This window comes from Massilia pseudoviolaceinigra (genome assembly GCF_030846505.1).
In the GTDB taxonomy this organism is placed as follows: domain Bacteria; phylum Pseudomonadota; class Gammaproteobacteria; order Burkholderiales; family Burkholderiaceae_D; genus Telluria_A; species Telluria_A violaceinigra.
This window is the reverse complement of the sequence record NZ_JAVCWL010000007.1, coordinates 24,174-38,360: the sequence shown is the minus strand read 5'-3', so window position 1 is coordinate 38,360 and position 14,187 is coordinate 24,174. Positions and strand designations below refer to the sequence as shown.

Here is a 14,187-nt window from a genome sequence, read left to right as displayed (position 1 = left end):
TCATCGGGCCGATACAGCCTGGCGCCGGCGCCGGCGCGCACAGGCGCCGAGCAGCGTCAGGCCGGCCAGCAGCATCGCGTAGGTCTGCGGTTCGGGGACCGGTGGCGGCGGATCAGCATAGACGCTGGCGCTGTTGGTCATCTTGAAATAGCCATCCAACGCAATGGCGCCGCTGCGCAGCTCGCCGAGGACATGTTCGCTACGGGTACCGTCCTCCACCGAGGCGGTGTAGTTAAAGGCGGTGTAATCGACCACCTCGGGCGGGGTCCACACGAAAAGACCCTGGACCGTCACGCCCGACACCGCCTGTATCGCGCCGCCAGTGTCGTTCGCGCGCAGGGCAATATCGGCGGAAAACTCCAGCCTGGTCGATGGCGTGAGGCTGAACTTGAAGCGGTATTCGTTTTCGCTGCCGAAGGTCTGATAGCCTGGCGTTACTGCGGTGTACTGAGCCTGCGCCTGCATGAAGTCACCACCCGTATGGGTGGAAGATGAGCCGAACGCTTCGCTGGTCGCGGTCGTGCCGATATCGCCGATGGTAAAGAATTGGTGCACCGCGCTGTTGCCGTACATGCTAAACGAGCGGCGGATCATATTGCTCTGGTCCGCCGGGATAATCGTGATGGAAGGCGTGATGCCGTCCGCGAGGTCGAGATCGACGAGGCGGTAGCTGAAGCCGGTAATGTCCGAGCTGGCCGACGCCAGCTGCGCCTGGGCCGGGAACGCGCACAAGGCGCTGGCGGCAAGCGCGACGTGGCACAGCCGGTGAATAGAATGCGGCATGGTAATCCTTTCGGGTCGAGCGGCCATCGCCCTCTGGACAGCCATCAGTCAAACGTCAAGCATAACAAAACGATACCACTTTCCCGAGCAGGCAGGGGCCTGTGGCAAGACATATTCGTCTGCCGTCGCGTTGGCGATCCGCGGCGGTGGTGAACAGGATATATTTTCATCAAGCAATGCTGATTCATCGCATACCATAACGTCCCAAGCGGACTGCCGGAAACGGACCAGTTCTTGTTTCATTTTTACTTTACAGCCATGTACCCTTCCCAGCGCACGTCCACCGTCATCATGCTGCTCATCTTCGTCGCTACGTGGATCAATCCGCCGTGGCCGGTGGAACAAGCGCTGCATAGTTCGCTCACGCTGGTCGGCTTTGCGCTGTTGTGGAAGTTTTCGCGGCGCGGTGGCCTGGCCGACGTGGATTTCCTGCTCATTGCCGTGTTCCTGTCGGTACACTCCATCGCCGCGCGCTGGCTGTATTCCAACGTGCCGTACGATGCGTGGGGGCAGGCGCTGTTTCACATTTCCATCGACCAATCGTTCGGGTGGACGCGCAATAACTTCGACCGGCTCGTGCATTTCCTGTTCGGCCTGTGCTTCACGCCAGGCGCCATTTCCTACCTCACTTCCCGGCGCGGGCTGTCGGTGCGGCTGGGATTCTATATTGCCGTGTCGGCGGTGATGGTCACCAGCCTCTGGTACGAATGGTTCGAGTTCGCGGTGGCGATGATCTTGTCGTCGGAGGACGCCGAGTCGTACAACGGGCAACAGGGCGATATGTGGGATGCGCACAAGGACATGCTGCTGGCCACCTTGGGCAGCCTGCTGTGGGCCTGGTCGGCGTTGCGCGCGCCATCCGGCGGGCGGCGCCCTCATGCCGGCGTTGAACTATAAAGCGGGAAAGACTGGAAACGTGCTTAACGGGACAGGCGCGGGCCGCCGCTCAGTGCGATGGCGCTTCCAGGTCGAACACGTCTTCGATGCTGGTGCCGAACAGGCGCGCGATCTTGTAGGCCAGCGGCAGGCTGGGGTCGTACTTGTCGGTCTCGATGCAGTGCACGGTCTGGCGGCTGACGTCGAGCGCCGCCGCCAGTATAGAACTCCTTACATTGCTGTTCTGGCAAAGGTAACGGGAATTTGGTGCAACGTTGCATGCCAGCCACGCGCGGCCCGGCATTGCGTTCGCGTGAATGCGTGGCAGGCAGAAGGGCGCGGCCGATTGTCGTCGCGGCGTATGATGTTAGCTATCCTCAACGATATCCCTACCGGAGACGACTTATGGCACGCCAGGAAGTCACATACGACGAAGTTGCAGAGGCGGCCATCAGCCTGCGGGACGACGGCACGCGGATCAGCATCGACGCGGTGCGCGAGGCGCTCGGCACCGGTTCTCCCAACACCATTCACCAGCATCTGCTCGCCTGGCGCGCCAACGAGGCCACACCGCCCGAGCCGCCCAGGGCGGATATTCCGGAGTCGGTCGCGACGGTCCTGAGCAACTGGGCCCAGCAGTTCGCGCACGAGGCCGGGGCCGGCGTGCGTGACGCGCTGGCGCAGTCCGAGAGCGACATGGCGGACCTGTTCGCCGCAAGCCAGCAGCTCGAAGCCGAGCGCAACGATTTGCGCACACAGTTGACGAGCATGACGATCGCGCGCGACCAGGCTCTGGCGACAGTGGCTGAGCGGGACGAGGATATCCAGCGCCTGACGGTGGAGCTGCGCAACGCGCGCCTGGTGGCCACCGAAGCGCTGGTGGGCAAAGCAAAAGACCAGCTGGCCATCGAAGGCAAGAATGAGCAGCTGGTGGACTTGCGCGCACAGATCGAGCGCAATGTGGCGTCGCAGGCGGCGGTATCGGATGCGCGCCTCGCCGCCGAGATGGAGCTGATCGGCGCGGTGACCGCGCGCGACAATTTCGAGGCGGAGATCAAGGATCTGCGCGCCCGGCTCGATGCATCGAACGCAGACCGCAGCGCTTTGCGGGCCGAGGCGGAAGCGCTGCGCGCGCAGCAGTAGCCTAGGGCCGCGCTACGCGCATCACCGGCATGCGGTTCATGTCCGGTTAATGGACACGCCGCCATCGGCGATCAGGCTCGATCCGGTCGTGAAACTCGATGCGTCGGAGGCCAGGTAGAGCGCCGATTGTGCAATCTCCTGTGGCCGCGCCAGACGCTTTAATGCATACAGCCCCTCGACGAAGGCGCGCGCTTCGGGCGTATTGGCGACGGCGCGCCCCATCGGCGTATCGGTGCCGCCCGGCAGAAGCGCATTGGCGCGGATGCCCTTCGTACCATATTCGACCGCAATGACTTGCATCAGGCCGATCAGGCCGGCCTTGCTGGCCGCATAGGCGCCCATTCCCGGAAAGCCGACGGTGTGGCCGACAAAGGTCGATGTGAAAATGATCGAGCCACCACCGCGTTTGAGCATCGCGGGAATCTGATATTTCGCGCCGAGGAAGGCGCTGGTGAGGTTGGTGCCCAGGATAGCGTTCCAGGCCTCGGCCGACATGTCGGCAACGGGCACGCTGTCGCCTGTCGTGCCGGCGTTGTTGAAGGCGATATCGAGTCCGCCGAAGCTGCCGACGGCCACTTCCACCAGCGCGCGGGCAGTGTCTTCTTCCCTGATGTCGCCGGCGACGGCAATCGCTTCACCGCCGCTGCGTTCGATCTCGGCGACGAGCACGTTCAGCTCGGCCTGCCGGCGCGCCGTAACGACCACTTTGGCGCCCTCGCGCGCGAACAGTCTGGCCGTCTCGTAGCCAATGCCTGAACTTGCGCCCGTCACAATTGCCACCTTGCCTGATAACTGGTTCATTTACCTATCCTTATGCTGGTTGTCTGTCGGGCTTTCAGCATAGGGACGGCTTGATCGCCGATCTATCCGTTTCTTGCTGTGACATGCTGCGGGCGCGGATTGATTGAACCCGGCAATTGTTCCATTGCGGGCTGCCGGCGTGCGCCGCTCCCACAGTCACCGCCCATGGGAGCAAGCCGCCGCCGGCGATGGAATGCGACGCGTGAAGATAGCCGAAGGGCCACGCGGCCCCATGCGCGGGGGACAGCAGCGGCGTGGCCGGCGCATCGACATTCGAGAACAGCGGCATGTTCGCCGCCCCCACGAGGCCGCACAACAACACAGCGCCTGCCAGCGCCGCAGCAAGATGCCCGTCATGCCGATGGCATTCCGGCGCAGGCGAAAGCGCGATAAGGTGGCGGACAGGATGATTAGCCAATGCTTAACAACCACCACGTCGGGGCCTGCCCGTCCCCCCTGTCGCGACCTTCTGCTCTCCGCCGATGCAAGCAACAACGATGATGCGCCGACAAGCCCAGCCTCAAGGCCAGGTCAGCGAAAACATGCCTTCCCGGGCCGAGCCGATCAGCACCTCGCGCGAGCCGGGCAAATAAAGCAGCCGCCGGCCCGATGGCGGAATACCGGATCGCTCATCGAGCGTCGCGACATGGCGCCGCTCCGCATCGAGCAGCACCACTTGTCCTGCCGAGAACAGAATCCACCACCGGCCCGCATCGTCGATGACAAGATCGACCGGATGGCCCAGCGGGCGAAGCGGCGCGGGCTCGATCGCAAACAGCACGGGGACCATGCGCTCGCCGTCCCAGTACTGCACGGTAGCCCCGACCGCACCGACGATATTGCGTGACGCATTGCGGTACAGCGCTTCAACGCGCTCTGCCGATATGCGTCGTGGACTTCCCCTGGCGTCGGCTTCAATGATGCCAATGCGCGTGCCGGCCCATGCCCGGCCGTCAGGCCAGGCCATCAGCCGGCCGCTCGGCTGTGCCTGGCGGTCCGGCAACGGTACGAAGCGGGCGCTGCCTTCGTTGGGCAGGAAGTGCAGGCCGGCCGAACCGCCGCCCAACGGCGTGCTGCCGGCCGCGATCCAGATGCCGCCGGGCGCTATCGCCACATCGAGCGGCATTGCGCCTTGCTCAAGCTCCACCGCTTGCATTCCTCCTGGCCGCAGACGTAGCAGGCCCTGCGACAGCTGCACGGCAATGATCTGGTCCGGCTGCGCGTAGGCGGCGGCGCCGTACACGGCGGCCGGCAGGTCGATACCGGCCCGCCACCGGCGTGCCACCTGCCAGCCGTCAGCGCTGCGTGCCAGCTCCAGGAGGCCGGCAGTCGGTGAGCTGAGAAGCGCCAGCGCGCCCTTCGCTTTGTACTCCATCGGCAAGGCGTCGATGGGAATCCCGGGCCCGGGCGCAGGCGTCAAGGCCAGCGGCGTGCCGCCCTTCCCAAGTTGCCAGACGGCGGCGTCGGTGGCCACCAGCAGGCCGAGGCGGGCGTCATGCGTCAATGCGGTGGCGTTGCTCACACGCGGGTCGACGGACAGCGGCTTGAGCGGCCCGCAGGTCAAGGCATGAACGCCGGCGCCGGCGCGCGCGACGATCAGGTCCGGGCCCGATTGCACCAGCCCTGTCACCTGCTCCTTGAAGCTGGCTTTCGAGCAGTGGGGCCTGAGCCGGCCATTCTTGTCCAGGTTCATCACGACATGGCGGCGCGAGGCGGGATTGGCCGCGGACTGGGTCACCATCACCAGGATGGTGGAGCGGCCATCGGCTGCCCTGGCGATGGCGGCAACGCCAATGGTGCCGGCGGGCGCGCCGTCGGCAAGGCGCCAGGTACGCAGCTGCCCACCGCACTGGCGCGCATACCAGGGCCGCTGCGCCGCGCCATCGACCTGGATGCCGGCGAGGTGAAAACAGCCATCCTTGCGGTCGGCCAGGCCGGCCGTGGCCACGACCCCGCTGCCGAGCCGCAGGTCCCAGGGTTGCACGCGCTGGCCATCCCAGTGCCATAGCGATGCTTCAGGCTGGCCCTCGGCACCGTAGGAATCGAGCTCGGTGAGCTGAAAGATCACCGAGCTCCCCTGGTTGGCCGCCAGCACCAGGTCGGCCGCCATGGTTTGCTGGCCCGTGCCTGGTGGCGCGATCGGCGTGCTGCTGCGCTCGCGCGGGTCGACCAGCACCAGGCCGCCCTGGGTGCCCACCACCAGGCGGCCGTCGGGCAGCGCTGCGAGTTCCTGCGCGACGGCCGAGGGCAAGCCCTGGCCGACATCGAAGCGCATGGTGCGCACAGCGCGTTCATACCCGATCAGGCCGCCGCCACGGCTGGCCACCCACAAGCGGCCGTCCACGACCGCCATCGCGGCGCCCGCCAGGGGCGGCTCCAGCACGCGCCGCGCCGACGGCAAGGAGGCGGCGAACGCCTGTCCGATCGATGCGACGGCGAACAGGGCGGCGATCACGCGCCCGGCGCTCTTGCTCTGGTGTGGGGCGCGCATCAGTAGTCCGATCCTCCCGTGGTGGTGATGACGGCATAGGGCGGCGGAACGGTCCACAGGCCGGCGGCCGGAGAGGTGGAGATGCGTTCGTTGCCGTCGAGGGCGTCGCGCGTGCGGGTGCGGTAGTACAGGCGCGTGAGGTGGCCGCCGCTTTGCAGCGTTGTCCACTGCGCCGCATTCGGCGTCCAGGTATCCGAGCATTCCGGCGACGCCGGCGTGGCGGTGTTCAGGTCGACCACGCGCCAGCCGCTGTTGATGGTCGATGCCGGCGAGAAGGCCGGATCGGTCGACGCTTCAACAATATACTTGGCATTGCAGATCGCCGTGCCGCTGACGGGGCGGGCGCTGGTGCCGGTAAAGCGGAAGCGCGGGCCGGTCCAGACCTGGAAGGTCGGTGCGGGGCCGCCCAGCTTGAGGAAGTCCGTCTCGCGGTGCGAAATGCCGTCCACCACCAGATCGTCGGCGAGATCGTTATCGTTCATGTCGATCACCGCGTCGCCGCCATTTTCGCCGGCGGGGCAGATGGCCGCATCGGAGGTGGTGTTGTCGCCGTCGATACAGGCCGATGGCAGGGCGAACACGCCGCCCTTCGCGAACCCGGCAAGCACTTTGTTGGTCGTATGGTTGCCGTTGTGCGCGAACGCCGGCGGACCGCCCGGCAAGCCGGATGTGGCCCATTGCTCGACCATTTCGAGTTCCAGATCGCGCAGCACGTTGTAGATGCCGCGGTCGCCGCTTCCGGGCGCCCCGGACAGGCCGGCGTTCTTGAGCGCGCGCGTGAAGCGCACAAAATACTGCGGATGCCCGGACGGCCTGCACTTGCTGCGCATGCCCTCGCGCACCTGCCACAGGATCGCCGAACCGATCTGCATGTCGGCGTAGTCGATGGTCGAAAAGTCCCGGTGTTCCGGGAAATGGTCGCCCGGGATGGCGGGATTGAACGGCGTCGTCACTTCATGCAGGCGCGGCAACCTGCCGGCCTCGTCGTGGCCGCGGCTGCCCTGGCAATTGTTGCTGGCATTCACGCCGCCCAGGTTCTTGGCGACCCAGCCGGCGGTGCAGTTGGTGTTATCGAAATGGTCGGCCCAGGCGTCGGCCAGGTCGTGCAACTTGCTCATGCCCACCGGAATGGCACAAGGCGCCATCCCGCACCAGTTGCTGGGGCGGTCGTCGGTGAATCGCTGCACGGCATTGTGCGCCAGCTCATGGCTGACGACCGTGTTGTCGTGGGCAAAGTTCATGTAGTTGGCGCCGGCCGTCGTGCCATCCGAATAGTTGGGACATGCCGCGTCGAAGTAGCCCTGGCAGGCGCCGAAGTCCATGCTGGACCAGGCATTGCAGCCGGCCGAGCCCGACTCGATGCGCGGGTTCCATGGGCTGGTCGGGAAGGGCGTGAAGATCCCGTGCGAGATCGACGTCTTCCAATTCATATGGAACACGCCGAAGTAGTTAACCTGCTGGAACCTCGGATTGGCGCCGCTGGAACAGACGCCGCTCGCGCCATTGTTGATGGGCGCCTGGTTGAAGTTCGCCAGGGTGGCGCTGCTCCCCCCCAGCGTGCTCGATACCGACACGTCCTCGGCATCGAAACCGTCGCCCTGGTGGTCCACGCGCGAGACGACGCCGGCCAGCTTGAGCGTGTATTGTCCGCCGACCGCGGGGTCGACCGCGAAGGTACGCACCTGGGTCGCCCCGGTGCCGGGATCGCGCCGCCACACATTGCCCACGGCGTTGACATCGGAGACGAGCGGACGCATCTTCAAAATGGTGCCGGTCGCGGCATCGGACCAGACCCTGAACGGCACCGGCCTGCCGAAGCTCATGCCGCGCACGACCATGCGCCATGCGTAGCGCAGGGAAACGCCGCCGGCGCTGTCGTTACCGTAAGGCAGCAGTACCAGGAATGGACCGTCGAGCACGCGCTTGCCGTCGACACTGTCGATGCCCTTGACCCTGCTCAGGGCGGCATACGCGCGCAGATCGGCCCCTTCCGGGCTTTGCGGGCGCGCGTTGGCGATCGAATAGCGGTGGATCAGCGAGCCGCGCACGCTGGTGACGGTCTGGCCTTCCCAGCGCGACGCCAGCAGCATGGTGTGCTCGATCGGCACGTCGCCTTCGACCTGCATGAAGGGATAGATAATTTCCTGGCGTTCGATGTCGGCCTTGAACTGCGAGTAGGTCAGGCCGCGCGCGATCATCAGGTTGCGCTCGACGTCGTCGGTTGGCGCGCGCTTGCCGAGGAAGGCGTCGACCATGTCCAGGGTGCGCGGGCGCGTGGCTTTTTCGTTGCCCTGGTACTCGAGGGAGAGCAACTGGGCGACGCCGTCGAGCTGCGGGCGCGTTTGCGGCAGGCCGGCATCCGGGGCGCGGCGCAGACGCCGCATGCCCCCTTCGAAGCGCATCGCGGTCAGCAGCGGCGTGATCACTTTATCGGCGACATCGGCGGCCGACAAGGTGGCCGCCTGTCCTGGCGGGATGCGCAGGAAAACGTGGCTCATGTCCTGGTTGGGCAGGGACGCCCTGGCGCCCTGCGGCAAGGCACGCAGATCGACCACCGGTGCGCGGCCGGGCTTGATGTCGGGGGTATCGATCGATGGAAAGGCGACTTCCGACGGAGCGGGGCCGTTGGCCAGCCCCAGTGTGCCTGGCGGCGTGGCAGCCAGGGCGGTGCAACTGCCCATCAGGAGTGAGATTGCACCAAGCAATGGGCGCAGCTGAAAGCGGCGCGGGAGCGAGCGTAGAGAGTCCATGTTGCATCCTTCCAGGGAACTAACGAACGATTGACCAAAATCAGTATAGGTACTGTATTTACAGACAATCTCACCGATTGTCACTGTGGTGAAAATGGTAAAAAAGGAACTTGCGCGCCGGATTTGCAGAGTTACTTCAACCGGCCCGGGGTGGCTGGACGGGCATGTTTGCAAGGGCTGTCATTGGTGTTCAAGGTATGATGTGCGCGATATCGGCCGGCGACCTCATCGGCCACACCAGGACCGCATCCGGGGATAGCGCGCACGCGGTCGGCCTCGTCCCCGATACCGTGGGCGGCCCGGTATGAGGGCCCCCGCATACCCGCGACGCGCAAGAGGCCATCTTCCATCGGATTCGAGACACTCATTCGGCAGCCAGCACGGTGTCCCGGACACCGTGCCGAAAGCCCCTGAACACTTTATGAAAAACAATCTCGAGGAAAAAAACGCGGCGTCCAGCGAGCGCCCCGGCATGGCCGTGAGCATGACTGCCGCTGTGCTGCGCCGCAGCCTGGCGTGGGCGACGCTGGTCCTGTCCTGCGCTGCCCATGCCGGCACGCCTCCCCTGTCCAGTTACGCCCACACCGCCTGGAACGGACAGCGCGGCGCCCCCGCCGATGTCTTGCAGTTCACCCAGACCCTGGACGGATGGTTGTGGATCAGTTCACCCAACGGCCTGTTTCGCTTCGACGGCGTCGACTTCGAGCGCATGGACAGCGTGCAGGGCCATCGCCTGCACTCGACCAGTACGCTGGGACTGCTGACCACGCGCGACGGACGCTTGTGGGTCGGCGGGCGCTTCGGCGGCATCAGCATGTTCGCGGACGGCCGCATGCACCTGTATTCCGAAGCGGACGGCCTGCCCCGGGGCGCTGTCATGACCATGACGGAGGGACCGGATGGCAGCGTGTGGGCCGCCACCAGCAGCGGTCTCGGCCATCTGGCGCCGGGCGCGGCGCGCTTTCGCCGCGTCGGCCGGCAAGAAGGCTTGCCGGAAAAGCCGGCCCGGCAGATATTGTATGGACGCGACGGCCGCCAGTGGGTATCGGTCGAAGGCGGCATCTACTTCCGCGATCCCGGCCAGGCAGGCTACCGGCGCGCGTGGCCGCATATCGACCTGATGGCAATGGCCGAAGCGCCCGACGGCACCTTGTGGGGCTCCGACGGCGTTGACAAGCATTACCGTGTGTTGCCGGCTGCGCCGCGCGGCAACCCGCAGCCCCGTGCCGAACTGGGCGGCAACGGCGCCTTGTTCGACCGCGATGGCACGATGTGGATCTTGAAAGTGAATGCGCTCGAACGGCGCCAGGCCCCGTATGTCGGCAAGAGCGCCAGCGCGCAACAGCTGACGCGCGCGAATGGCATGAGCGGTCCGTTGCCGCAATCGGCGTTCGAGGACCGCGAAGGGAACCTGTGGATCGGCACCTCGGCCGGCCTTGACCGCCTGCGCCGCACGCGTCTGCGGCCGGTGCCGGTCGCTACCGCGTTCGACCGCCCGGGCGTGATCGCCGACGAGCGGGGCGGCGTGATCATCGGCGACCGGCGCCAGCCGCTGCGCCGCTACGACGCGCAAGGCGCGCACGAAACCCTGGGGCGCCTGACGCTCACCGCCGCCTACCGCGCCGCCGACGGCGCCCTGTGGCTGGCCAGCTTCAACGAGCGCTGGCGGCGCGCCGCCTCGGGTGGGCTCACGCGCCTGCCGCACCCTGCGCATCTTGCCGGTCACGACATGCAGGCCATGACGATCGACGGCAAGGGCCGCATGTGGGGTTCGCTCTCGCGCCAGGGTTTGTTCAGGATCGAGGACGGCGCGTGGCGCAAGGACGGCGGCTTGCCAGGGATGCCGGACGGACTGGCCCTGGCGCTGGCGACCGACCCCGCCGGGCGGGTGTGGGCCGGCTTCCTGCGCAACCGGATTGCCCTGATCGACGACACGCGGGTGCGGGTGTTCGGCGAGGCCGACGGCCTGCGGCTGGGCGACGTGCAATCGCTGCTGGTGGACGGCCCGCGCATCTGGGCCGGCGGGCGCGATGGGCTGGCCTGGTATGACGGCCGGCGCTGGCACGGCGCCAGCGCCGCCGGCGGGCAGCGCTGGCGCGGCATCTCGGGCATGGTGCGTACCGCCACGGGCGAGCTGTGGCTGTACGGCTCCGACGGCATCAGCCGCATTGGCGCCGCCGACGTCGAGCGTCTCTTGCGCGAGCCGGCCTGGCCCTTGCCGTTCGAGCGTTTCGACGGGCTCGACGGCCTGGTGGGCAGCGCCGAGCAATTGCGTCCCTTGCCATCGATGACGCAGAGTACCGACGGCCGGCTCTGGTTCGCCACCGCCAGCGAAGTGGCCAGTATCGATCCGGCCACCGTCTCGCGCAACCGGCTGGCCCCGCCGGTGCAGGTGCTCTCGCTGCGTTCGGGCGACGTCGCCTACCCGGCCCAGGAGCGCCTGCGCCTGCCCACCGGCGCGCGCGACCTGCGCATCGCGTACACCGCGCTGAGCCTGGCGATTCCGGAACGGGTGCACTTCCGCTACAAGCTCGACGGGTTCGACCAGCGCTGGCAGGATGCCGGCACGCGCCGCGAAGCGGTCTACACCAACTTGCGTCCCGGCGCCTACCGCTTCCGGGTGGCGGCCGCCAACGAGGATGGGGTATGGAACGATACCGGCGCCACGCTGGAACTGGTGCTGCCGCCGCGATTCGTCGAAACCGGATGGTTTATCGCCCTGATGGTGCTGCTTGGCGCGGCGCTGTTGGGCGCTCTGTACTGGCTGCGCGTGCGGCGCCTGACCGAACGCATGCGTGACCGGATGCAGGAGCGCCTGGCCGAGCGCGAACGCATCGCGCGCGGCCTGCACGACACGCTGCTGCAAAGCGTGCAGGGCTTGATCATGCTGTTCGGCCAGCAAGCGCGCAGCCTGCCGATCGGCACCGAGGAGCGCGGCAAGATCGAGCAAACGCTCGAGCTTGCCGACGAGCTGATGACCGAAGGGCGCGACTGTATTTCGGACCTGCGCAGCGCTGGCGAGCCCGAAGAGTTGGGCCAGGCGCTGGCGCAGTACGGCCGCGTGCTGCTGCAGCAGCGTTTCACGGCCAGCATCCAGGGCAAGCCGCGCACCCTGTCCTCGCGGGTGCGCGACGAGGTGCAGGCGATCGCGCGCGAAGCGCTGTTCAACGCGTCGCGCCACGCCCGCGCGACCAGGGTGGAACTGGTCATCGACTACCGCCCTGACGCACTTGCCGTACTGGTGCGCGACAATGGCTGCGGCATGGCGGCACCGGCCACGGGGACGGCGCCGCCGCGCAAGCACTACGGCATCGTCGGCATGTGCGAGCGCGCCAGGGCGCTCGGCGCGGCCTGCACCTTGCATTCGGCGCCTGGCCAGGGCACCTGTATGCAACTCGACATCCCGGCCGAGCAAGCCTACCCCGGGCGCCGCACGGCGGCCCTGTTCCAAAAGCTGCGCCAACGGCGGCGTGCCCATGCCGAGGCGGCGTAGCGCCTAGCCCGAACGAGCTAGAGCGCTTGCACTCCGCGTGTCGATGGCGCCCGCGGCCCTGCACGGTACGCTATGGCCGGCATGTTCACCGTGCCCGCTATTGACTACTACAGAGGAAAGCATGACCAACCATACCAATCCGGACCAGCGCCGCCGCAACGTGCTGCTGAGCGCGGCCACGGCTGCCGCCGGCGTCTCGCTCGCCAGCACCGCCGCCGCCGCCGCCGCCCCATCGAACCGGACTCGCCCGCCCGCCACCCTGACCACGCGCGACGGCGTCACGCTGTACTACAAGGACTGGGGGCCGAAGAACGGCCAACCGGTCGTCTTCAGCCATGGCTGGCCGCTGAACTCGGACAGCTGGGAATCGCAGATGATGTTCCTGGCCGATCATGGCTACCGCTGCATCGCCCACGACCGCCGTGGCCACGGCCGCTCGAGCCAGCCGTGGGAAGGCAACGACATGGACCACTATGCCGACGACTTGGCCCAGCTGGTCGAGACGCTGGACCTGAAGGGCGCGGTACTGGTCGGCTTTTCCACCGGGGGCGGCGAAGTGGCGCGCTACGTCGGACGCCACGGCACCAAACGCGTGGCCGGCCTGGCGCTGGTGTCCGCCGTGCCGCCGCTGATGCTCAAGACCGCGGACTATCCCGGCGGGCTGCCGCGCGAGGTATTCGACGGCATCCGCGCCGGCTCGATGGCAAACCGCTCGCAGCTGTACAAGGATATCGCCGCCGGTCCGTTCTTCGGCTTTAACCGCCCGGGCGCGAAGGTGTCGCAGGGCCTCATCGACGGCTGGTGGATGCAGGGCATGATGGCCGGCCACAAGAATACCTATGACTCGATCAAAGCGTTCTCCGAAACCGATTTCCGCGACGACCTGCGTAAATTCGACAAGCCGACCTTGATCATCCATGGCGACGACGACCAGATCGTTCCGATCGACGCATCCGGGCGCGCCGCCGCGGCCATCGTCAAGCACGCCAGGCTGCTGGTCTATCCGGGCGCGCCGCATGGCCTGACCGACACCCATAAAGACAGGGTGAACAGCGACCTGCTGGCGTTTCTCAAGGGCGCAGGCTAGAGGGAAATGATGCCGCGCTTGACCGCAATGGCGACCGCGTGAGTACGGTCATGCGCGTGCAGCTTGGCGAGGATGGTGCGTATATGCGCCTTGACGGTGTCTTCGGCGATCCCCAGGAGCGCCCCGATCTGCTTGTTGGCGTTGCCGGCGGCGGCGCTGCGCAGCACCTCGGCCTCACGCTCGCTCAGCTTGGGTTGGCCCAGGTGTTCGACCAGCGTGCGCGCGACGTCGGAAGGGATCCAGCGTCTGCCGGCGTGCACCGCGACAATCGCATCGATCAGGTCCTTGCGCAGGCTGTGCTTCATCAGGAACCCGGCCGCACCAAGTTCGACCGCGCGGCGCATCTGGTGATCGCCCGCCAGGGTCGTGAGCATGATCACGCGGGCGCCGCCGTGCAGCTGGCGCATCGCTTCGAGCGCCTGCAGGCCGTCCATGCGGGGCATGGCGATGTCCATGATGGTGATGTCCGGGCGCAGTGCCTCGAACGCATCGAGAACGCCGACGCCGTCCTCGAGTTCGCCCACCACGCACATGCCGGGTTCGCTGGCAATGGTGTCGGCCAGTCCTGCCAGGATCATGGGATGGTCGTCGACCAGAAGGATGCGGATCGGCTTGCTGCTGGATGGTTCAGTACTGCTCAAGACGTGCACTCCGTGATGGTGGGCGGCGGAAATGCGTGCAGTGTAATACACAAACAGACAGGGCAATCGGCGAACACCGCTTGTCCGTTCAGATTAACAAGAAATACGGCTGGCATGACGCC

At 66.7% G+C, this 14,187-nt stretch carries 10 protein-coding genes; 4 read left to right on the top strand and 6 right to left on the bottom strand.

Going from position 1 to position 14,187, the window contains the following annotated elements:
* Positions 1–783 carry a PEP-CTERM sorting domain-containing protein gene (locus RBA40_RS08495; protein ID WP_306647514.1) on the bottom strand — a complete coding sequence of 261 codons (783 nt, stop codon included), beginning with the start codon at positions 781–783 and terminating at the stop codon, positions 1–3.
* A 234-nt stretch (positions 784–1,017) separates the two neighbouring features.
* On the opposite strand from RBA40_RS08495, the gene RBA40_RS08490 reads away from it, so the two are divergent.
* Positions 1,018–1,680, top strand: a complete 663-nt coding sequence (locus tag RBA40_RS08490; protein ID WP_306647513.1) for a DUF2238 domain-containing protein — start codon at positions 1,018–1,020, stop codon at positions 1,678–1,680.
* 49 nt (positions 1,681–1,729) lie between these two features.
* Here RBA40_RS08490 and RBA40_RS08485 read toward each other — a convergent pair whose 3' ends face one another.
* Entirely contained in the window at positions 1,730–1,963 is a 234-nt protein-coding gene (locus RBA40_RS08485; protein WP_306647512.1) for a helix-turn-helix transcriptional regulator, read from the bottom strand.
* A 101-nt stretch (positions 1,964–2,064) separates the two neighbouring features.
* On the opposite strand from RBA40_RS08485, the gene RBA40_RS08480 reads away from it, so the two are divergent.
* A complete protein-coding gene (locus RBA40_RS08480) occupies positions 2,065–2,802 on the top strand; it encodes a DNA-binding protein (RefSeq protein WP_306647511.1) in 738 nt (245 codons plus the stop codon).
* Positions 2,803–2,838: 36 nt separating this feature from the next.
* Here the strand turns inward: RBA40_RS08480 and RBA40_RS08475 are convergent, their stop codons facing one another.
* From RBA40_RS08475 to RBA40_RS08465, 3 genes are all read right to left on the bottom strand, one after another.
* On the bottom strand, positions 2,839–3,603 hold the full coding sequence (locus RBA40_RS08475) for an SDR family oxidoreductase (protein WP_306647510.1): 765 nt from the start codon (positions 3,601–3,603) through the stop codon (positions 2,839–2,841).
* Between the two features lie 520 nt (positions 3,604–4,123).
* Entirely contained in the window at positions 4,124–6,094 is a 1,971-nt protein-coding gene (locus RBA40_RS08470) for a hypothetical protein (RefSeq protein WP_306647509.1), read from the bottom strand.
* Positions 6,094–8,844, bottom strand: coding sequence for a hypothetical protein (locus RBA40_RS08465; RefSeq protein ID WP_306647508.1), 2,751 nt, complete (start codon positions 8,842–8,844; stop codon positions 6,094–6,096). Before RBA40_RS08465 ends, RBA40_RS08470 begins: the two co-directional genes overlap by 1 nt.
* Before the next feature lie 421 nt (positions 8,845–9,265).
* Between RBA40_RS08465 and RBA40_RS08460 the strand changes: the two genes are divergently transcribed.
* Together RBA40_RS08460 and RBA40_RS08455 are read left to right on the top strand one after the other, a co-directional pair.
* Complete coding sequence (locus tag RBA40_RS08460; protein WP_306647507.1) at positions 9,266–12,337, top strand: sensor histidine kinase; 3,072 nt, start codon at positions 9,266–9,268, stop codon at positions 12,335–12,337.
* A 121-nt stretch (positions 12,338–12,458) separates the two neighbouring features.
* Positions 12,459–13,424, top strand: a complete 966-nt coding sequence (locus RBA40_RS08455; protein ID WP_306647506.1) for an alpha/beta fold hydrolase — start codon at positions 12,459–12,461, stop codon at positions 13,422–13,424.
* On the opposite strand, the gene RBA40_RS08450 is transcribed toward RBA40_RS08455, so the two are convergent.
* Positions 13,421–14,065, bottom strand: a complete 645-nt coding sequence (locus tag RBA40_RS08450; RefSeq protein ID WP_306647505.1) for a response regulator transcription factor — start codon at positions 14,063–14,065, stop codon at positions 13,421–13,423. The genes RBA40_RS08455 and RBA40_RS08450 overlap by 4 nt on opposite strands.
* Positions 14,066–14,187: the final 122 nt, after the last annotated feature.